Source organism: Corynebacterium sp. HMSC06D04, assembly GCF_001807315.1.
Taxonomy (GTDB): domain Bacteria; phylum Actinomycetota; class Actinomycetes; order Mycobacteriales; family Mycobacteriaceae; genus Corynebacterium; species Corynebacterium simulans.
In genome coordinates this window covers 210,564-229,757 of sequence record NZ_KV788559.1, presented here as the reverse complement: position 1 = coordinate 229,757, position 19,194 = coordinate 210,564, and the positions used below count along the sequence as shown (strand labels likewise).

16 protein-coding genes are annotated in these 19,194 nt (G+C 59.3%); 14 read left to right on the top strand and 2 right to left on the bottom strand.

Annotation, left to right across the window (positions count from 1 at the left end; all coding sequences use genetic code 11):
* Nucleotides 1-13: 13 nt before the first annotated feature.
* From mraY to HMPREF3155_RS10690, 13 genes are all read left to right on the top strand, one after another.
* Nucleotides 14-1,126, top strand: a complete 1,113-nt coding sequence (gene mraY / locus HMPREF3155_RS10750; RefSeq protein ID WP_061923494.1) for a phospho-N-acetylmuramoyl-pentapeptide-transferase — start codon at nucleotides 14-16, stop codon at nucleotides 1,124-1,126.
* Between the two features lie 2 nt (nucleotides 1,127-1,128).
* A complete protein-coding gene (gene murD, locus HMPREF3155_RS10745) occupies nucleotides 1,129-2,586 on the top strand; it encodes a UDP-N-acetylmuramoyl-L-alanine--D-glutamate ligase (RefSeq protein ID WP_061923491.1) in 1,458 nt (485 codons plus the stop codon).
* Nucleotides 2,587-2,607: 21 nt separating this feature from the next.
* Entirely contained in the window at nucleotides 2,608-4,029 is a 1,422-nt protein-coding gene (locus tag HMPREF3155_RS10740; RefSeq protein ID WP_061923488.1) for an FtsW/RodA/SpoVE family cell cycle protein, read from the top strand.
* A 29-nt stretch (nucleotides 4,030-4,058) separates the two neighbouring features.
* On the top strand, nucleotides 4,059-5,141 hold the full coding sequence (gene murG / locus HMPREF3155_RS10735) for an undecaprenyldiphospho-muramoylpentapeptide beta-N-acetylglucosaminyltransferase (protein WP_061923485.1): 1,083 nt from the start codon (nucleotides 4,059-4,061) through the stop codon (nucleotides 5,139-5,141).
* Between the two features lie 43 nt (nucleotides 5,142-5,184).
* Nucleotides 5,185-6,639, top strand: a complete 1,455-nt coding sequence (gene murC / locus HMPREF3155_RS10730; RefSeq protein ID WP_061923482.1) for a UDP-N-acetylmuramate--L-alanine ligase — start codon at nucleotides 5,185-5,187, stop codon at nucleotides 6,637-6,639.
* On the top strand, nucleotides 6,632-7,282 hold the full coding sequence (locus tag HMPREF3155_RS10725; RefSeq protein ID WP_061923477.1) for a cell division protein FtsQ/DivIB: 651 nt from the start codon (nucleotides 6,632-6,634) through the stop codon (nucleotides 7,280-7,282). The genes murC and HMPREF3155_RS10725 overlap by 8 nt, the downstream gene beginning before the upstream one ends.
* Before the next feature lie 249 nt (nucleotides 7,283-7,531).
* Nucleotides 7,532-8,872, top strand: coding sequence for a cell division protein FtsZ (gene ftsZ, locus HMPREF3155_RS10720; protein WP_070433291.1), 1,341 nt, complete (start codon nucleotides 7,532-7,534; stop codon nucleotides 8,870-8,872).
* Between the two features lie 31 nt (nucleotides 8,873-8,903).
* Nucleotides 8,904-9,632, top strand: coding sequence for a peptidoglycan editing factor PgeF (pgeF, locus tag HMPREF3155_RS10715; protein WP_061923470.1), 729 nt, complete (start codon nucleotides 8,904-8,906; stop codon nucleotides 9,630-9,632).
* Complete coding sequence (locus HMPREF3155_RS10710) at nucleotides 9,633-10,328, top strand: YggS family pyridoxal phosphate-dependent enzyme (protein WP_061923468.1); 696 nt, start codon at nucleotides 9,633-9,635, stop codon at nucleotides 10,326-10,328.
* Between the two features lie 106 nt (nucleotides 10,329-10,434).
* Nucleotides 10,435-10,872, top strand: coding sequence for a cell division protein SepF (locus tag HMPREF3155_RS10705; RefSeq protein ID WP_061923465.1), 438 nt, complete (start codon nucleotides 10,435-10,437; stop codon nucleotides 10,870-10,872).
* 126 nt (nucleotides 10,873-10,998) lie between these two features.
* Nucleotides 10,999-11,289, top strand: a complete 291-nt coding sequence (locus HMPREF3155_RS10700) for a YggT family protein (RefSeq protein ID WP_061923462.1) — start codon at nucleotides 10,999-11,001, stop codon at nucleotides 11,287-11,289.
* 235 nt (nucleotides 11,290-11,524) lie between these two features.
* Nucleotides 11,525-12,682 carry a DivIVA domain-containing protein gene (locus tag HMPREF3155_RS10695; protein ID WP_061923458.1) on the top strand — a complete coding sequence of 386 codons (1,158 nt, stop codon included), beginning with the start codon at nucleotides 11,525-11,527 and terminating at the stop codon, nucleotides 12,680-12,682.
* 58 nt (nucleotides 12,683-12,740) lie between these two features.
* Nucleotides 12,741-12,941: a hypothetical protein gene (locus HMPREF3155_RS10690; protein ID WP_061923455.1), complete on the top strand. Its 201-nt coding sequence runs from the start codon at nucleotides 12,741-12,743 to the stop codon at nucleotides 12,939-12,941.
* Between the two features lie 57 nt (nucleotides 12,942-12,998).
* On the opposite strand, the gene HMPREF3155_RS10685 is transcribed toward HMPREF3155_RS10690, so the two are convergent.
* Nucleotides 12,999-14,024, bottom strand: a complete 1,026-nt coding sequence (locus HMPREF3155_RS10685; RefSeq protein ID WP_061923452.1) for an HNH endonuclease signature motif containing protein — start codon at nucleotides 14,022-14,024, stop codon at nucleotides 12,999-13,001.
* A gap of 344 nt (nucleotides 14,025-14,368) precedes the next feature.
* Between HMPREF3155_RS10685 and ileS the strand changes: the two genes are divergently transcribed.
* Nucleotides 14,369-17,545 carry an isoleucine--tRNA ligase gene (ileS, locus tag HMPREF3155_RS10680; RefSeq protein ID WP_061923448.1) on the top strand — a complete coding sequence of 1,059 codons (3,177 nt, stop codon included), beginning with the start codon at nucleotides 14,369-14,371 and terminating at the stop codon, nucleotides 17,543-17,545.
* Between the two features lie 360 nt (nucleotides 17,546-17,905).
* On the opposite strand, the gene HMPREF3155_RS10675 is transcribed toward ileS, so the two are convergent.
* Complete coding sequence (locus HMPREF3155_RS10675) at nucleotides 17,906-19,090, bottom strand: MFS transporter (RefSeq protein WP_061923445.1); 1,185 nt, start codon at nucleotides 19,088-19,090, stop codon at nucleotides 17,906-17,908.
* Between the last annotated feature and the right edge of the window lie 104 nt (nucleotides 19,091-19,194).

Below are 19,194 nucleotides of genomic sequence, written 5' to 3'. Positions count from 1 at the left end.
GGAACCCAAGCAAGTGACACAGATCATCATCGCTGGTGTGGTCAGCTTTCTCGTAGCGATTTTCATCACCCCGCTGCTCATCCGTTATTTCTCGGATGTTGGCAAGGGTCAGGAGATCCGTGAGGACGGCCCGAAGTCGCACCTGCGCAAGCGCGGCACCCCGACCATGGGCGGCCTGGCCATTCTGGCAGGTATCACGGTGGGCTACCTGACGGTGGGAATCTACGGGCAGGTGACCGGCCACGGTGGCTTTACCTTCTCCGGAATCTTGGTGTTGGGCTTGACTCTGGGCCTCGGCGGCTTGGGTTTTGCTGATGACTTCATCAAGCTTTTCAAGCAGCGCAACTTGGGCCTAAACAAGACCGCCAAGTTGGTGGGGCAGCTCGCCCTCGCATTGGCTTTTGGCCTGCTCTGCCTGCAGCGCCCGGATGACACTGGCCTGACACCTGGTACCACGAAGCTGTCCTTCGTTCGAGATATTGAGACTTTCGACTTCGCGGTTGGCCCGACCATCGTGGGAACCATCGTGTTCTTGATCTTCATGTACATCTTGATCGCGGCGTGGTCGAACGCCGTGAACCTTACCGATGGTCTGGATGGTCTCGCAGCCGGCACCACCGCGATTGTCATGGGTGCGTATACCATCATGACCTTCTGGCAGTTCCGCAACTCTTGTGCCACCGAGTTCACAGCCGGCTGCTACCAGGTCCGCGACCCGCTGGATCTCGCGGTTCTCACCGCCGCTGGCCTAGGCGGCTGTCTGGGCTTCCTGTGGTGGAACGCGGCACCGGCGAAGATCTTCATGGGCGATACCGGCTCCCTCGCACTCGGTGGCCTCGTCGCAGGCATTTCCGTGACCAGCCGCACCGAGCTGCTGATGATCATCATCGGTGCGCTCTTTGTCATCGAGACCGTCTCCGTTGTTATCCAGATCGTGGTCTTCCGCACCAGCGGTAAGCGTTTCTTCCGTATGGCTCCAATCCACCACCACTTCGAAAACGGTGGCTGGGCAGAGACCGCAGTGGTCGTGCGCTTCTGGTTGATTGCCGCCATGGCGGCTATGGCCGGCGTTGCTATCTTCTACGGCGACTGGCTCGCTGATTCCGGTATCGGGCTGGTGGGCTAGTCATGTCGTCCGCTGCCTTCGATTTTGCTGCCTCCAATTCCGAGGTCTCGCCCGCGGCTCTGCCTGATTCCTTGCGCGGGCGCATCTTGGTCGCCGGCGCGGGCGTGTCCGGCCGCGGCTGTGCGAGCGTACTGCTGCGCCTCGGCGCCGACGTCGTGGTGGCTGATGGCAACGCGGATTCCCGCGCACGCCTGGAGGCCGACCTTTCTGTCACCACAATCGACGCCGCCACTGCCAACCCCGCCGATTACTCCCTCGTTGTTACCTCTCCGGGCTGGGCGCCGTCCTCGCCGCTTTTGCTCGCCGCAGCTGCGGCCGGGGTAGAGGTCATCGGGGATGTCGAGCTGGCCTATCGTCTTGATGCCGCCAGCGTCTTCGGCGCACCGCGCACCTGGCTTGCCGTCACGGGCACCAATGGCAAGACCACAACCACCGGCATGCTGGCCGCAATCATGGCCGCCGATGAGCAGCGCTCCGGAAAGCGCTCCCAAGCCGTCGGAAACATCGGCACCTCGCCATTCGACGCCCTAGCCGCCAGCCCACGCGTGGACGTCCTCGTCGCTGAGCTTTCCTCCTTCCAGCTGCATTGGTCCTCCCAGCTGCGCGCGGAGGTCGGAGTACTTCTCAACCTTGCCGACGACCACCTCGATTGGCACGGTTCCTTCGGTGCCTACGCTGAGGCCAAGGCAAAGGTGCTTGCCGGCGCCCACGCGGTCATCGGCCGCGACGACTCCCAGGTCCGCGAATACGCCGATGCCGCCGCAGAACGCGGCGCGCTTTCTCCAGACACCCACGCTTTTACCCACACCATTCCGAATGATGGGGAAGTAGGCGTCATCGACGGTCAGCTCGTTATTAACAACGTGGCAGGCGTTAGCGCCACCGTCATCGACGATGTCACCGCCCTTCAGCCCTCTGGTATGGCGGGCATTCTCGACGCCGCAGCAGCCGCCTGCGCTGCTTTGCTCGCCGGTGCCGAGCCGGCCTCAATCACCGAAGGCCTCGAAAGCTACACCGTCGCCGGTCACCGCGGCGAGCTAGTGCACCGCCATAACGGCATCGCTTTCATCGACAACTCCAAAGCCACCAATCCCCACGCAGCCGAAGCCGCGATGCGCGGGTTGGACAATGTGGTGTGGGTCGCTGGCGGCCAGCTCAAAGGCGCCGACGTCAGCGATCTTCTCGACGCCCACGCGGAAAGGCTAAAAGCAGCGGTTGTAATGGGCGTCGACAAGCAAGTGCTCTACGACGCCCTCCAGCAGCGTGGAGTTGCCACCACCGTCATCGAATCCACCGATCCCCTAAGGGCAATGGAGGAGGCGGTTACCGTCGCCGTGCAACACGCCGAACCCGGCGATACCGTCCTTTTGGCGCCGGCTGGGGCATCGTTGGATATGTACCAAGGCATGGCACAGCGCGGTGACTTCTTCGCCGCAGCCGCCCAGCGCATCGCACGTTAACCACGCAATTCAGGAGACTCCATGACCGCAACTAGGCCGCAACAACCAGCGTCGAAGACGCTCGGCCAACGCGTGGGCGAAATCCGCCAACACTACCGCGCGCAACCGGGGCTGGATTACCAGCTGCTGCGGATTATCATCTTTTCGCTGATTGGCATTGGCGTGCTCATGGCGTTCTCCGCATCCATGGCGATCTCCTTCACAGAAAACTCCAACGTGTGGACAGATGCCATCCGCCAGTGCCTGCTCGTGGCAGGCGGCCTGATTTTGTTCTGGATTGCGCTGCGGGTTTCTCCTTATACGCTGCGTAAGTTCGTGCCGTGGCTGCTGCTTTTGTCCATCATCTTGCTCATCGCAGTGTTGATTCCTGGCGTGGGTACCGGTCGTGAGACGGTGGGTTCGCAGTCCTGGATTCCGCTGGGCCCTGTGGCTTTCCAGCCTTCTGAGTTCGCACGTGTCACCGTAGCGATGTACGGCGCTTCGGCGCTGGCGGGCAAGCCGCACCGTTCGATGCGTCTTTCTGACCCATTCATGATGTACTCGCTCATCGCGTCTGTGATGTTCGTGCTCATCGTGTTGCAGGGCGATATCGGCATGGCGGCGTCGTTTGCCTTGGTGGTTATCTTCACCTTGCTTTTTGCGGGCGTGAATTGGCGCGTCGCTGCCACCATCATTGGCCTCGGCGCGTTGGGCTTAACCGCAGTCTTTCTGGGCGGCGGCTTCCGTACGCACCGTTTCCACACCTACTTTGATGCTTTCCGCGGCAACATCGAGGACACGCAGGGCACCGGTTTCCAGGCTTACCAGGGCTTCCTTTCGCTTGCCGACGGCGGGTTCTGGGGCGTTGGCCTCGGCCAATCCCGTGCGAAGTGGTTCTACCTGCCGGAGGCGAAGAATGACTTCGTCTTCGCCATCATCGGCGAGGAACTCGGGCTGTGGGGCGGCTTGCTGGTTATCGGCTTGTTTGCCGCACTGGGTTACATCGGGCTGCGTACGGCAAAGAATGCGCAGGATTCTTTCCAGGCGCTGCTGGCCGCCACATTGACGGTCGGCGTTGTTATCCAGGCGTTCATTAACATCGGCTATGTGGTGGGTCTTCTTCCTGTGACGGGCATTCAGCTGCCGATGATTTCCGCAGGCGGCTCCGCAGCGCTTATCACCATCGGTTCGATGGGCGTGCTGTGTAACGTCGCGCGCCATGAGCCGCTGCAGATTTCTGCGATGCAGAACTTCGGCCGTCCGCTGTTCGACCGTCTGTTTTTCATCCCCGAGCCGCAGCTTTTCGACGCCGCCCCGAAGCGTAAGGGAGGCCGCCATGCCTCGCAGCCGCAGAAGAATCGGGGCGGGCGTCGGCCAGCGGAGCGCGAGGAGCGCTTTGGCCGAACGGTGACGAGCCGTGGGCCTAGTGATTACCGCCTGCCGCGGCGCGGCGAGAAGCGGTAGGCCTGGGTGGCGCTGGTAGCCTGTAGGTCATGAATTCCACCCCCATTTCTGTCGTCCTTGCAGGTGGCGGCACCGCAGGCCATATCGAACCAGCGCTCGCAGTGGGTGAAGCGCTCCGGCAGCGTCACGGCGCGAAGTTAACCGCGTTGGGCACCGAGAAGGGACTGGAGCGCGATATCGTTCCCGCCCGCGGGGTGGATCTGCGCATGGTGACCCCTGTTCCGGTTCCGCGCAAGGTGAATGTCGATCTGTTTAAGCTTCCTTTGAACGTTGCAAAGTCGGTAATGCAAACCCGCAAGGTTTTAAAAGACGTTGAGGCTGACGTGGTCTTTGGTACGGGCGGATACGTTTCCGCTTCGGCCTACCTTGCTGCAAAGACTCTAGGCATGCCTTTTTATGTGCTAGAAACCAACGCGCTTTCGGGCATTGCAAATAAGCTTGGAGTGCGTTTGGGCGGAATCGGCTTCAACGCGCACCCGAACTCCGGCATGCCTGGCGAGGTCGTGGGTATCCCAGTGCGCCCAGGAATGGGTCAAGACCCTGACGGTTCTGTGGCTGCGGAGGCCCGTAAGCGCTGGGGGCTGCGCGAGGATATGCCCACCATCGTCATTACCGGTGGCTCGCAGGGCGCAGCCAGCATCAATAAGGCAGTGGCGGGCGCGTTGCCGGAGCTGACCAAGAAGTACCAGGTCCTGCATGCCTACGGCAAGAAGAATGAGGCGCCGGCGCCTGCTCCGAATTACACGCCTCTGCCGTACATCGACGATATGGCCGGCGCCCTTGCCGTAGCTGACTTGATGATTTGCCGCTCAGGCGCGATGACGGTCGCTGAGGTAACCGCTGCCGGCGTTCCTGCCATTTACGTGCCACTGCCAATCGGCAATGGTGAGCAGGCACTGAACTCCCGCGAGCTAGTAGAAGCCGGTGCTGCCGTGCAGATCGCCGACGCCGAACTCAACCCCCAGCGCTTGGTCTCCGAGGTCCGCGGCATTATGGAAGATGACGCTCGCTTAAAGGAAATGCGCGCGGCCGCGGCGACGAACTCTGCTGGCGACGTTGCCAACACCATTGCTGACCGAATCGCAACCACCATCGAGCAAGCGCGCGCCTAAAACCCTCGCGCAAGATCTTTGAAGCTGAAGGAATTTAAAGAAGATGACTGACTCTTATGACCTCACTCGCGTCCACATGGTGGGCATCGGCGGCTCTGGCATGTCTGGCCTGGCGCGCATCCTCGCTTCGCGCGGTGGCGTCGTTACCGGTTCCGACGTTAAGGAGTCCACGCCGGTGGAAATCCTGCGCACGATGGGCGTAAAGATTGCGGTAGGCCACGCGGCAGAAAATGTCGAGCTGGCGGGGGAGAAGCCGACTGTCGTGGTCACTTCCTTCGCAGCCATCCCGCAGGATAACCCGGAGTTGGTCGGCGCCCGCGAGGCCGGTATTCCGGTGATTCGCCGCTCTGACCTTCTCGCCGAGCTGATGGAGGGCCACCAGCAGGTGCTCCTCGCCGGTACGCATGGCAAGACTTCCACCACCTCGATGACTGTTTCTGCAATGCAGCAGGCAGGTCTTGATCCTTCCTTTGCCATTGGCGGCCAGCTCAACCGCGCGGGCACCAACGCCCATGGCGGAACTGGCAACGCCTTTGTTGCCGAGGCCGATGAATCCGATGCTTCCTTGCTGCGCTATAGCCCTGAAGTCGCGGTGATTACCAACATCGAGCCGGACCACCTGGATTTCTTCCACAATGCTGAGGCCTATTACCAAGTCTTCGACGACTTCGCCGATCGTATCGTGCCCGGCGGACATCTCGTCGTCTGCTTGGAGGATGAGCATGCAGCGCAGGCCGGTAAACGCGCCCTTGACCGCGGAATCAACGTTCTTGGCTACGGCAGCGCTCAAGCAGCCGCACAGTATCCGGAGATTCCCTTGGCCGCTGAGGTAGTAGAAGAGCAGGTCTCTGTCATTGGCATGCAAGTCCGTGCACGCGTCACGCTGCCCGGCGGAAAGTCGAAAGAGCTCTCCTATGAGCTGCAGATTCCGGGGCATCACATGGTGCTTAACTCTTTGGCCTCGCTTATCGCGGGCGGCTTGGCCGGCGGCGACCTGGACGATCTCGCGGTGGGCCTTAGTGATTTCACCGGTGTGCGCCGTCGCTTTGAGTATCGCGGCACCGAGCACGAGGTGCGCGTCTTCGATGACTATGCCCACCACCCAACCGAGGTCACCGCAGTCCTCGGTGCTGCCCGCCAAAAGGTAGAGGCAGAAGGCAAGGGGGCGCGCGTTATCGCATGCTTCCAGCCGCACCTGTACTCCCGCACGATGGAATTCGACAAGGAGTTCGCTGCAGCACTCGCGCTTGCCGACGCCGCCGTTGTCCTTGACATCTACGGCGCTCGGGAGCAACCGGTGGAGGGCATTACCTCCCGCATCATCACCGACAAAATGCCGGAAGAGATGAAGGTCATTTTCGAACCGGATTTCTCGGAGGCGGCTCAAGATGTTGTGTCCCTGGTGCGCCCTGGCGATGTCGTACTCACCATCGGCGCGGGTTCAGTCACGATGCTGGCCGCGGAGATCCTCGATGAGCTGAAGGCGCTTAATGACTAAGAAGACAATTGCGGTTTCTGTCACGGGGCTCGTGGCGGTCGTTGTGCTGGCGGCAGTTGCCGTGTGGATGTTTCCTGTGTTCAAGGTTTCTTCCTTCGAGGTACAAGGCATAAGCCACGTCGATGCAGCGCAGGTGGAAGAAGCCAGTGGCGTCGCTAAAGGCGAGAACCTAGTGCGGGTGGATGCCCGTGCAGCGGCGTCGGGAGTCGCACGCTTGCCGTGGGTAAAGTCCGCAACCGTATCGCGCGCATTTCCGTCCACCTTGAGCGTGGAGGTTACAGAACACGAGGCGGTGGCTTTCCGTGATAAGAACAAGCTTATCGACGCCGAGGGTGAAGAATTCGCCGAGGACACCCCTCCGGAGGGCGCAGTGGAAATTACCGGCAGCGCCGAGCCCGGCTCGGAGGAGATGAGTGATGCCGTGGAGGTAGTCGCCGCTTTGCCACAGCCGTTGCGTGCACAGGTGAAGTCTCTCGAGGCTAAAAACGCTTATTCGATGATCTTCCACCTGAAGGATGACCGCAGCGTCTTCTGGGGCGCCTCGGAGGATAACGCCAATAAGGCTTTGGCTTTCGAGACGGTTTTGAAGATGGAAGGCGGGCAGTGGAATATTTCAAACCCCGAATTGGTAACCACGAAATAGCCGTCTGAATTTAACGCCCTGCGCAGAGCCCATCTTGGTCATACAGGTGGGGTGCGTGGGGCGTTTGTGATTTGAAAACCCGCACGTCAGCAACCCTAAACTACAACTTGAGGGTACCGACACGCGGCAAAATGTACGTGAAAAACTACGGCACTTCCATAAAGATGGAAATAACCGCGCGTGAGAAAAAGTCGCGTGCAATAAAAATCCTCGTTTACGCACCAACAGTGAAAGGTGAGCACCCCTCACATGATCTCAACTAGCAATAACCTCGCGGAAATCAAGGTCGTCGGTGTCGGCGGCGGCGGCGTTAACGCCGTGAACCGCATGATCGAAGAAGGTCTGAAGGGCGTTCAGTTCGTCGCGATTAACACTGACTCCCAGGCGCTGATTTTCTCGGATGCTGACACCAAGCTCGATATCGGCCGCGAAGCCACCCGCGGTCTCGGCGCGGGCGCTAACCCGGAGGTTGGCAAGACCTCCGCAGAAGACCACAAGACTGAGATTGAGGATGCCCTGGAAGGCTCGGACATGGTCTTCGTCACCGCCGGCGAGGGTGGCGGCACTGGTACCGGCGCCGCTCCGGTCGTTGCTTCCATCGCAAAAAAGATGGGGGCGCTGACCGTCGGCGTTGTTACCCGTCCATTCAAGTTCGAGGGCGCACGCCGTACCCGCCAGGCAATGTCTGGCATCGAGGAGCTGCGCGACGTCTGCGACACGCTCATTGTTATTCCGAACGACCGCCTGATGCAGCTGGGCGGCGAGGAGCTGTCCATCGTCGAGGCATTCCGCGCAGCCGATGAGGTCCTCCACAACGGTGTCCAGGGTATTACGAACCTGATTACCATCCCGGGCATGATTAACGTCGACTTTGCCGACGTCCGCTCCGTCATGGCCGATGCCGGCTCCGCTCTCATGGGCATCGGCTCTGCACGCGGTGACAACCGTGCGCTCAATGCCGCTGAGCAGGCAATCAACTCCCCGCTGCTCGAGTCCACCATGGAAGGCGCAAAGGGCGTTCTGCTCTCCATCGCCGGCGGCTCTGATCTTGGTCTGCATGAGGTTAACGCCGCTGCATCCATGGTCGAGGAGCGCGCTGACGAAGACGCCAATATCATCTTCGGTACCATCATCGATGACAACCTGGGCGACGAAGTCCGCGTCACCATCATCGCCACCGGCTTTGATGCACAGGCCAACATGACCACCGCAGCTCAGCCGGCACCGTCCCAGCCGCAGCAGCAGCGTCCGGGCTCCCTTTTCGATAACCGCCAGGAAGCTTCGGCACAGCAGTCGGCACAACAGCAGCCAATGCACCAGCAGCAACCGCTGCAGCCGGAGCCAGTACAGCAGCAGCCGGTACAGCAGCAACCGCGCTACGAGGAACCTGCGCAGCCGCGTTACGAGGAGCAGCCGGCTGAGACCTACCGTCCACGCCATTCCTCCAACGGTCTGTTCACCAGCTCCGATCGCTTTGCTCGTGAAGATCGCCGTGACGACTACCGCCTGTCCCGCCCGGCAGATCGTCGTGACGACCGTCGCCACGATGACGGCGATGATGATCTCGACGTGCCGTCCTTCATGCGCTAAAGCAGCAAAATACTGCGCTAACCTGGAGTGCATGCCAGTAAACGAGGAAGCACCTAAACGCCCCGTTCGCATGGTCTTTACGACTCGTGCGGGCGGGGTTTCGTCATCGCCTTACGACTCTTTCAACCTAGGCGACCACGTCGGCGATGACCCGGCAAACGTCGCCCATAACCGCGCCCGTCTCGCCAGGGTTCTCGGGCTCGATGAGATTGTGTGGATGGAACAGCTCCACACCAACACCGTTACGCGCGTCGACCGTAGCCATGTTGGCACCCCGGTGGCGGCGACCGATGCAATCGTCACTACCGAAAAGCGCTTAGGACTCGGGGTTTTGGTTGCTGATTGCACCCCCGTATTGCTCAGCGACATCTCCGCCGGCGTTATCGCCGCTGCCCATGCTGGTCGGCTCGGTGCCCGCAACGGGATCATTCGCAACACGGTTACTACGATGTGCGAGCTGGGCGCGAGCCCCTCCAATATTCAAGTTCTTCTCGGCCCCGCCGCATCGGGACTGAACTATGAGGTGCCTGAGGCTATGGCAAACGACGTCGAGAAGCATTTGCCCGGGGCGAAGACCCGCACAAAGAAGGGCACCTGGGGCGTCGACGTGCGCAAGGGCCTTGTCCGTCAGCTGATGGGGATGGGAATTACCAACATTGAAGCGGACCCTCGCTGCACCATCGAAGACAGCGACTTCTTTTCTTACCGCCGCGAAGGCACTACCGGACGCCAAGCCGGTGTTATTTGGTTGGAGGCATAAATGACACGCAAGCAGCAATTACAGGAAAACCTCGAGCGCACCCGCGCTGATATCGCAGAAATCGCCAAGAATGCCGGCCGTCCTGCGCCCGAACTGCTGCCGGTGACCAAGTTCCACCCGGCTGCCGACGTCGCGCTACTCGCCGAGCTTGGTATCACTGACGTCGCCGAGAACCGCGAACAAGAAGCCCGTGCCAAGGCGGCGGAGTTGCCGCAGATGTGTTTCCATATGATTGGCCAGATTCAGACGAAGAAGGCCAATCACGTCGCGCGGTGGGCACAAAGCGTGCATTCGTTGGATACGGAAAAGCTTGCGCGTGCGTTGGACCGGGGCGTCGGCAATGCTCTGCAAGCGGGCGAGCGCGAAGGAAAACTGCCGGTGTTCATCCAGCTCTCCCACGACGGAGATACTGCGCGCGGGGGAGTAGCCTATGCGGATGTCGATGAGCTTGTGGGCCTCGTGGAGGATCTCGACAACCTCGAACTGCGCGGTTTCATGGTCGTTCCGCCCCTAGATGCGGACCCCGTCGAAGTTTTTGCCCGAGTTCGCAAGCTCTGTGACGAGGTGAGCGGCCGCCTTGGACGGAAGCTTTTGATGTCGGCGGGAATGAGCGCAGATATGGCTGTGGCGATTGCCGCGGGAAGCGATATCGTGCGTGTCGGAACCGGCATCATGGGACCCCGCCCATTAGGTTAAGTGGCAACGCAAAAGCGCATTTCACGGGTGCAATTCACTGCTTTCACATGAGTAACATTCGCACCAAATAACATGCTCAACAATTAGGGTCAGAGGGAGACCAGAAATGTCATTGATTGATAGGACGAAAGAGTTCTTCGGACTGGGTCCGGTGGACATCGAAGCGGACGACGCATACTACGCAGACGAGCGCAGCTATGAGTCCAACGGCTCTGCTGCTTACGCGCCGCGCTCTTTCGAGCCGGCAGCGCAGGAGGAGTTCGTTCCGACTATCGTCGCGCTTTCCCTCGTTTCCTTCAACGATGCCGCCAAGGTCGGCGCACCGTTCCGTGATGGCGACGCCGTTGTCTTTGAGCTGACCGATGCGGACAAGGCGTCGGCAAAGCGTTTCATTGACTTTGCTGCTGGCCTGTGCTTCGGTCTCGAGGGTCGCATGCTCAACCTGACCAAGGGTATGGACACCGACCGTCGCGTTTTCGCCATCGTGCCGAAGGATGCAGGCATCTCCACTCTGGAGCTTGAGCGCGCAGCGCACCTGCGTTAAGCAGAAGCTTTTAAAGTAGCGCCGTCTTATCTTTCCTCTAAGTGTTGGTGGGGGAAGGGTAGGGCGGCGTTCGCCATTAGCGAGCCGAGTGCCGAACACGGGGGTAATTCATATAGGCTCGAGCGGGTGAGCATTATCGGATATAGTTTGTTGCTGCTTCTACGCATCTTCTCGTGGATTTTGGCCCTGCGAATCATCATCGAGATGATTCAGTCTTTCTCGCGCCAATTTAACCCACCGCGGTGGTTCATGGTGGTGGCAGAGCCGCTGTTTGTAGTTACTGACCCGCCAGTAAAGGAACTCCGCCGCGTGGTCCCGCCGCTGCGTCTGGGCGGTGTGGCACTGGACATGTCCATCCTTGTTTTGTTCCTGATTTTGATGCTCTTGCAACTGATTGTTGTTGGAGTGTTCTTGTAGTGCGGGTGTATTAAAACCTCCCGTTAACGTTGAGACTGCGTGCAACGTTAGATAATGTGGGCTTTTGGATATAGTCTTTACTGATATTCCGTAAAATTAAACGCACAAGTTCTTTGTTAGCGCGTCCTGTGTAGACACCTGAGTTCAGAATTTAGGTACTCTCGGGATACGTTTACATCTCCCAAAAACTCCGGACCCACCGGAGTTGCACCGACTCGAAGGGGAAGAGAAGTCAATGCCACTGTCACCAGCTGATGTTCACAACGTCGCTTTTAGCAAGCCGCCAATTGGCAAGCGTGGCTACAACGAGGATGAGGTCGACCAGTTCCTGGACCTCGTCGAGGACACCCTTGCCCAGCTGCAGGACGAGAATGATGACCTGCAGTCTCAGGTAGAGCAGCTGCAGTCCAAGGGCGGCGCTGGTGCTGTAGCGGGTGCCGCTGCAGGGTCCGCAGCTACTACGGGTGCAGACGAAGGTACCCTCCGTAAGGAGATCGAGTCCAAGCTGCGCGCTGAGTACGAGACCAAGCTTGCTGATTCCAAGAATGAAGTTGCCAAGGCTAAGGAAGAAGCAAAGCGTGCGCAGGAACAGGCAAAGAACGCTGAGTCCGCTAAGGCTTCGGCTGCTGCTTCCTCGAACAACGATGCTGAGCTGAAGGCTGCACGGGAGGACGCTGCAAAGGCAAAGCAAGAGCTCGAGGCAGCTCGGGCAGAGGCTACTCAGGCTAAGAAGGACCTCGAGGCTTCCAAGAAGGAGAACGAGGACCTGAAGAAGAACGCTGGCTCTGCAAAGACCGCAGCGGCTTCTGGTCTGGCTGGTGCAGGTGTTGGCGCTGCCGCAACCAAGGCTGCCGACGGCCTGGCTACCCCAGAGACCCACATGCAGGCAGCTCGCGTTCTGGGCTTGGCGCAGGAGATGGCAGACCGCCTGACCTCCGAGGCAAAGGCAGAGTCCGAGTCCATGCTCTCCGAGGCACGCACTGCCGCCGAGAAGCAGCTGACCGATGCTGATTCCCGCTCCAAGGCACAGCTCGTAGACGCTCAGCAGAAGTTCGACGCACAGCTCGCAGACGCTGATACTCTCTCCAAGAAGCTGGTTTCCGAGGCTGAGGCTAAGGCAAAGCAGACCGAGTCCGAGGCTAACTCCCGCGCTGAGGCACAGATTCGCCAGGCAGAGGAGAAGGCTGCTGCCCTGCAGGCTGACGCTGAGAAGAAGCACACCGAGGTCATGAATACCGTCAAGCAGCAGCAGACGGCTCTTGAGGCTCGTATCGCTGAGCTGCGCACCTTCGAGCGCGAGTACCGCACCCGTCTGAAGACCCTGCTGGAGTCCCAGCTGGAGGAGCTTGAGACTCGCGGCACCGCTGCTCCTAACGGCGAGGCTGGCAAGTAAAAGCTATTTATAAAGCGCCCTTCCGAGTATCCGGGAGGGCGCTTTTCTGGAGGTTTAAATGCTTGTTGCAGCACTCGTCTTGGCGTTCGTGGCTTTCCTAGCTCTCGTCAACTTCATTCTGACTGCAGCTGATTGGTCGCTGTATCTTCTCTTCGCTTCTGCCGGCCTAGGCATGGTGCTGTTCGTGATAGACGGTCTACGCAAGCGCAAACCTGATCTTGCGCAGGACGAGGAGGCAGGGGAGTACCCTGCCTCCTAGATTGTGGCGCATTGCCCTGACATTGCATTGCATATAGTCGTGGTTGTTGCCTTTTTGCTAGCCGCGCTGCCAGCGCACCTTTCCATCGACCCTGGCTAACCTACCGCGTAACGGCGGGGCGTTAGGGTCGTCCTCGTTCACGCCGTTGTGGTAATGACACAAAGTCGCAAGATTTGCCATGTTCGTTGGGCCTCCCTGCGACCAGGCGTTTAAGTGATGCACCTGACTAGTATCTGCCGGGTGATTACAACCTGGCCAAGCACAGGTGGGATTTTCCGCTCCCGCCATCAGTCTTTGCTTGTGGTTGGCAAAGCGCTTCGTGCGATAGAGATTCACTGGCCCCTCATGTGGATGCACGAGTGTGGCGAAGTCAAGGCACGAGTCCAGTGCTCTTCTCACGAATTCCGCGCCGGACATGACGGCGCCGTTTGTCATTTGCAGGCTTATCTCCTCGCCGTCGCCCTGCAAGATCTTTGCCAGCGCGGGCAGTTGTACGATGACGTTGGTATGTACCCGCGGCCTTTCTCCGGTTGCGCTAGACACCCTTGTTGAGTCCTTAGCAGCGGGGAAGAAGAGGTTCTCCAAAGACTCCAGGGGAGAAGCAGGGTCGATAGCCGCATGCATATCCGCGATTAAAGTCGATGGGCCGGTGATCGCTAAAGTCCATGGCTTATCCTTGCGGCGATAAAGCTTTACTCCTTGCTCTGGCTCGCGCTCGCTATTGAGCGCCTTCAGCTTTTTCTTCGCTAGCTGCTCCATCGCGAGGGTATCGGCCTTGGTATTGCACAGTTCCTCGCGCATCTGCCACGCCGCACGTTGGGTCTTCGCGCGCATTGCGTAGCGTTCGATAACTTCGATTGTGGGCAGGGAATGGCCAAGCCTTTGCGCCGCGGCCACGGAATCGCGTTGCTGGCGGGTGAAAGCGGTGCGGCCAAAGTAGACGTCGTAAAGCGCGAGCAATTGCTGTGCCGTTTTATCCGGCGCGCCAGCCGAAATCAAAGCCTTTTCAGACAGCCCTGCGCACCCAGCCACGATGTCCATGCCTGGGCGTATTGCCGCTAAGAATGTCTGAAGTGAAGTCATAAACCCACCCTAAAAAGCCCTATCGACAAGGCACAAGGGGCAATTTTCAACCTGTGGATAACTTTGTCTCAACCGACTCATTGATATCCATTTGCACCACTCGGGAACCTCAGCCTGTGAAAAGTTGACGCCGTGGGTATAATTTCCTCACGTATGCAATGATCCGGCCATCACCGGGGAGCATCTCGGAAGAACCTAAGCCACAGAGCTTAAAAGTAGAACCGAGCGGGTGGGACCGAAATCTCCTTCACCGAAATGAAGCGGGCGCATTTTCGCGCCAAGCAGGGTGGTACCGCGAGCCGCAAGGCGCGTCCCTGCACCAGCACTCGAGTGAAGGAAGATTAATGAGCGAAAACGTAGGCGGTGTCTACCCCAAGGTAGACATGACCGGTGGTTCCACCCGTTTCCCCGACATGGAGGAAATCGTCCAGAAGTTCTGGAAGGAAGACGATACCTTCAAAGCCAGCTTGGACCAGACCAAGGATTGTCCTGAGTACATCTTCTATGATGGCCCTCCCTTCGCGAATGGCCTGCCACACTACGGTCACCTCCTGACCGGCTACGTCAAGGACATCGTCCCTCGTTACCGCACGATGGCAGGCAATTATGTGCCACGTATCTTCGGTTGGGATACCCACGGCTTGCCGGCTGAGTTGGAGGCGGAAAAGCAGCTGGGCATCACGGACAAGGCTCAGATTCAGGACATGGGTCTAGCCAAGTTCAATGAGTACTGCGAGAAGTCCGTTATGCAGTATGCAGATGAGTGGGAAGACTACGTCAACCGCCAGGCACGCTGGGTTGATTTCGAGAATGGCTACAAGACGCTCGATATCAACTACATGGAATCTGTTATGTGGGCTTTCAAGGAGCTCTACGATAAGGGCCTTATCTACCAAGGATTCCGCGTGCTGCCTTATTCCTGGGCGGAGCATACTTCGCTGTCTAACCAGGAAACTCGCCTGGATGATTCTTATAAGATGCGCCAAGACCCGACGCTGACGGTGACTTTCCCGGTTACTGGTGCGAAGGCTGATTCGGCGGCTGCGGAGACGCTTTCCGCACATCCTGCGCTTGCCGACGCCTCCTTCCTCGCCTGGACCACGACACCTTGGACTTTGCCGTCGAATGCTGCATTGGCGGTCCACCCTGAGGTTAACTATGTCCTGTTCAAAGCTACGGATGGCGACTTCGCGGGCCACACGTTCATCATGGCCGAGGCTTTGACGGCGACGTTGGCCAAGGAACTCGGCGAGGTAGAAGTCCTCGAAACTTTCCAGGGCAATCAGTTGGAAGGCTTTACCTACGAGCCGATCTTCGGATTCTTCCCAGAGCTGGAGAACGCCTACCAGGTCATCCTTGCAGATTACGTCACCACTGAAGACGGCACCGGCGTGGTTCACCAGGCTCCAGCCTTTGGTGAGGACGATATGTTGACCTGCCAGAAGTACGGCATCGAACTTGCCATCCCAGTAGATGAGGACGGCGAATTTACCTCGCAGGTTCCGCCGTATGAGGGCCAGTTGGTCTTCGATGCGAACAAGGACATCATCAAGGATCTTAAAGCTGCTGGCCGCGTGGTTCGCCACGTGACGATTGAGCACTCCTACCCGCACTCTTGGCGTTCGGGCGAGCCTCTTATTTACAAGGCAATGCCGGCGTGGTTTGTGAAGGTGACCGAGTTCCGTGACCGCATGGTGGAGCTAAACCACAACGAAATCGAGTGGTTGCCGGAGCATATCCGCGATGGCCAGTTCGGTAAGTGGCTGGAAGGCGCACGAGATTGGAACATCTCTCGTACTCGCTACTGGGGTGCACCGATTCCGGCGTGGGTTTCCGATAACCCGGAGTACCCGCGCGTTGATGTCTACGGTTCTTTGGATGAGCTGGAGGCAGACTTCGGCGTGCGTCCTACCTCCTTGCACCGCCCATACATCGATGAGCTGACCCGCCCGAACCCGGATGACCCGACGGGCAAGTCCATGATGGTTCGTGTGCCGGACGTGCTGGATTGCTGGTTCGAGTCTGGTTCGATGCCGTTTGCGCAAAAGCACTACCCGTTTGAGAACAAAGAGTGGTTCGAGACGCATTCGCCGTCTGACTTCATCGTGGAGTACTCGGGCCAGACGCGTGGTTGGTTCTACGTGATGCACGTACTGTCTACGGCGCTGTTTGACCGTCCGGCGTATAACAAGGTCGTCGCTCACGGCATCGTCTTGGGCAATGATGGTCTGAAGATGTCGAAGTCTAAGGGCAACTACCCGAACGTCAACGAGGTCTTTGACCGCGATGGCTCGGATGCGATGCGCTGGTTCTTGATGTCCAGCCCGATTCTGCGCGGCGGCAATCTGATCGTCACGGAGCAGGGCATCCGCGAGGGCGTGCGCCAGGCCATCTTGCCGATCTGGAATGCGTATACCTTCCTGCAGCTCTACGCGAGCCGCGAGGCGAAGTTTGATGTCACTTCGGGCAATGTTCTTGACCGCTACATCCTGGCTAAGACCCATGACTTGGTGGAGCATACCGATGCGGCGTTGGCGAATACTGACATCGCTGCGGCGACGGAGGAGGTGCGTCACTTCGCGGACGTGCTGACCAACTGGTACGTGCGTCGCTCGCGTGACCGCTTCTGGTCGGGAGAGGAAGAGCACGCAGAGGCCTTTAACACCCTCTACACCGTGCTGGAGACTGTCACCCGCGTGGTGGCTCCGCTGCTGCCACACGTGGCTGAGGTCATCTACCGCGGCCTGACCGGCGAGCGCTCCGTGCACTTGGCTAGCTACCCGAAGGCTGAGGATTACCCGGCTGATGCGGAGCTGGTTTCCGCGATGGATGCAGTGCGCGCGGTAGCTTCCGCAGCCTCGAGCGTGCGTAAGTCCAACAAGCTACGTAACCGCCTGCCGCTGCCGAAGCTGACCGTGGCCATGGCTGATTCCGCGCAGCTCGCTGACTTTGCGGACATCATCCGCGATGAGGTCAACGTGAAGGATGTCATTCTGACCGACGACGTCGATTCCGTGGGCACCTTCGAGGTTGTCTGTAATGCAAAGATCGCGGGTCCGCGCTTGGGCAAGGACGTCCAGCGCGCAATCAAGAACCTGAAGGCGGGTAATTACGAGCGCCGTGGTGACGAGGTTGTCGTTGACGGCGATATCGTTCTGGGCGCTGATGAGTACACCGAGCGTCTGCAGGCGGCGAACCCGGCATCGACGGCGCGTATCGACGGCATCGATGGCCTCGTGGTCTTGGACACCGAGGTGACCGAGGAGCTCGAGGCAGAAGGCTGGGCCGCCGACGTCATCCGCGGCCTGCAGGATGCCCGTAAAGCCGAGGACTTTGAAGTCTATGACCGCATCAGCGTTGTCCTGTCCGTTCCGGCCGAGAAGGAAGAATGGGCACAGCGTCACGCGGAGCACATTGCGGCTGAGGTTCTGGCCACCGAGTTCAATGTGGTTACCGAGCCTCTCGAAGGCCACAAGGTGGTCAAGGACGTCACCGCGACCGTCGCGCGCACGAACGTATAGACACCTGGATGTCAGAGCTTAAGTGAATAATGCCCGGAAGGAGGTAGTCTCTCCTTCCGGGCACGTTTCTTTTTGGCCAGTTACCTGGGTATTTTTCTGTGTAGATTTGCAGGTATGCGAATCGAACACATGGCCATGTACGTACAGGGCTAAAGACCTATTTTCTGAGTTTCGAAGACGGTGCCCGTTTCGAAATCATGGCGCGACCAGGCCATGAAAAGCGGCTAGCTTCGGCTGGGTGGAATCATTTGGCATTGTCTGTGGGCAGCCGCGAGAAGGTAAATCGTCTCGCGGCGCATGGGTACTATGAATTCGCCTTTCTTGATGCGGAGGTGACTATTTAGGCCACAGTGCGCAAAGTCAGCGCTGTGCGCCGGGCAGGTGCGCACGCCAGGCAATAGTGACGTTGATTAGACACAAAATGGCCAAAATGCTGCCGATGATGAAAAGCTTCGTAAATCCGATGTAGGCCGATAGCGCGCTAAACGCCATAGGGATGAAGAAGCCGGTATAGGAGATGGAGTAGTACACGGCGGTGAGGCCTGCCAGCTCCTCTTCACCGGCGATCCGCTGGACCTCGGAGAGTCCTGCGACAAGGGCGAGGCCGTAGCCAGCGCCCATCGTGGCGGCAGCGGCGATGCCCAAAGGCAGCGACAACGTCTGCGCTGCGAAGGCCGCGACGAAAGCCCCGAGCGTAATAACCGCCATGGCGATCGCGGATGCTCGGGCGGACTTATGGGTATCGATGAGGCGTCCGAGCATTTGCACGCCAACGCCGCAGCCTAAAGTAATGACGGTCATGAGGCCGGAGAACGCAATGGGCGTTTGCCCCGCAGACGTGGCGAGCAACTGCGGGAGCAAGGCATAGGCGGCACCGGCACATCCGAATACCCACGGGGCAACGGGAACGACCACGCGCAGGAAGCGCTTGTGAGCGGCGGCCGGGATATGCAGCATTTCGAGCATCTCGCGAACCTTCAGCTCCAAGATGGTGGTCTTTACCGTACCGTGGCGTGGCTCACGAGTTTCCGGAGTATACGTCAGCCAAACCGCAGTCGCGAGAGTCAGCAGAATGTGCAGGATATAAGCTAAGTGCGTGGGCCAAGGGCCCCATTGCGCCAGTACCGAGGCGATTCCGGCGCCTACCAAGAATCCGATGGTAAGGCACAGCGAAGCTTTTCTTGCACCGGCCGCGGGGTCCCCTCCAGCCCGGGAGACAAGCTCGGTAATCCACGTGGAACCCACCGCCATAACAAGGCCCAGCGCCATGCCACACAGCACGCGACCTAGCGCGATGATAAGCGGCTCATGCGGAGCGATGGACAGCAGGAAAGATCCCAGCAGCGACAAAGGCGCGGCCGGCAGGAGAGTAGGCTTGCGGCCGATGAGGTCGGATAGCGGGCCTCCCACAAGCAACGCGGGGACGATTCCTAAGACATAAGCCGCGAGCAAACCGTTGACGGTCACCTGCGAAAAGTGCGAAGTCTCGCGGTACATCACCAACAATGGGGTGAACTCGTTGCCGCCCCACGCGACCGCCACCATTGAACCGGCGACGGGAAACCACGAATGAGGCCTAAACGAAGGCAACACCTCCGGCGCCGGCGATGCGCTAGGCGCGGACTCAGTCGCGGGCACAGGGGAAAGCG

What these genes read in the sequence shown, in the direction of transcription:
- murD (WP_061923491.1), top strand. Translation starts at nt 1,129, where the DNA reads ATGTCGTCCGCTGCCTTCGATTTTGCTGCCTCCAATTCCGAGGTCTCG.
- HMPREF3155_RS10740 (WP_061923488.1), top strand. Translation starts at nt 2,608, where the DNA reads ATGACCGCAACTAGGCCGCAACAACCAGCGTCGAAGACGCTCGGCCAA.
- murG (WP_061923485.1), top strand. Translation starts at nt 4,059, where the DNA reads ATGAATTCCACCCCCATTTCTGTCGTCCTTGCAGGTGGCGGCACCGCA.
- murC (WP_061923482.1), top strand. Translation starts at nt 5,185, where the DNA reads ATGACTGACTCTTATGACCTCACTCGCGTCCACATGGTGGGCATCGGC.
- HMPREF3155_RS10725 (WP_061923477.1), top strand. Translation starts at nt 6,632, where the DNA reads ATGACTAAGAAGACAATTGCGGTTTCTGTCACGGGGCTCGTGGCGGTC.
- ftsZ (WP_070433291.1), top strand. Translation starts at nt 7,532, where the DNA reads ATGATCTCAACTAGCAATAACCTCGCGGAAATCAAGGTCGTCGGTGTC.
- pgeF (WP_061923470.1), top strand. Translation starts at nt 8,904, where the DNA reads ATGCCAGTAAACGAGGAAGCACCTAAACGCCCCGTTCGCATGGTCTTT.
- HMPREF3155_RS10710 (WP_061923468.1), top strand. Translation starts at nt 9,633, where the DNA reads ATGACACGCAAGCAGCAATTACAGGAAAACCTCGAGCGCACCCGCGCT.
- HMPREF3155_RS10705 (WP_061923465.1), top strand. Translation starts at nt 10,435, where the DNA reads ATGTCATTGATTGATAGGACGAAAGAGTTCTTCGGACTGGGTCCGGTG.
- HMPREF3155_RS10695 (WP_061923458.1), top strand. Translation starts at nt 11,525, where the DNA reads ATGCCACTGTCACCAGCTGATGTTCACAACGTCGCTTTTAGCAAGCCG.
- HMPREF3155_RS10690 (WP_061923455.1), top strand. Translation starts at nt 12,741, where the DNA reads ATGCTTGTTGCAGCACTCGTCTTGGCGTTCGTGGCTTTCCTAGCTCTC.
- HMPREF3155_RS10685 (WP_061923452.1), bottom strand. Translation starts at nt 14,024, where the DNA reads ATGACTTCACTTCAGACATTCTTAGCGGCAATACGCCCAGGCATGGAC.
- ileS (WP_061923448.1), top strand. Translation starts at nt 14,369, where the DNA reads ATGAGCGAAAACGTAGGCGGTGTCTACCCCAAGGTAGACATGACCGGT.
- HMPREF3155_RS10675 (WP_061923445.1), bottom strand. Translation starts at nt 19,090, where the DNA reads ATGGTGGCGGTCGCGTGGGGCGGCAACGAGTTCACCCCATTGTTGGTG.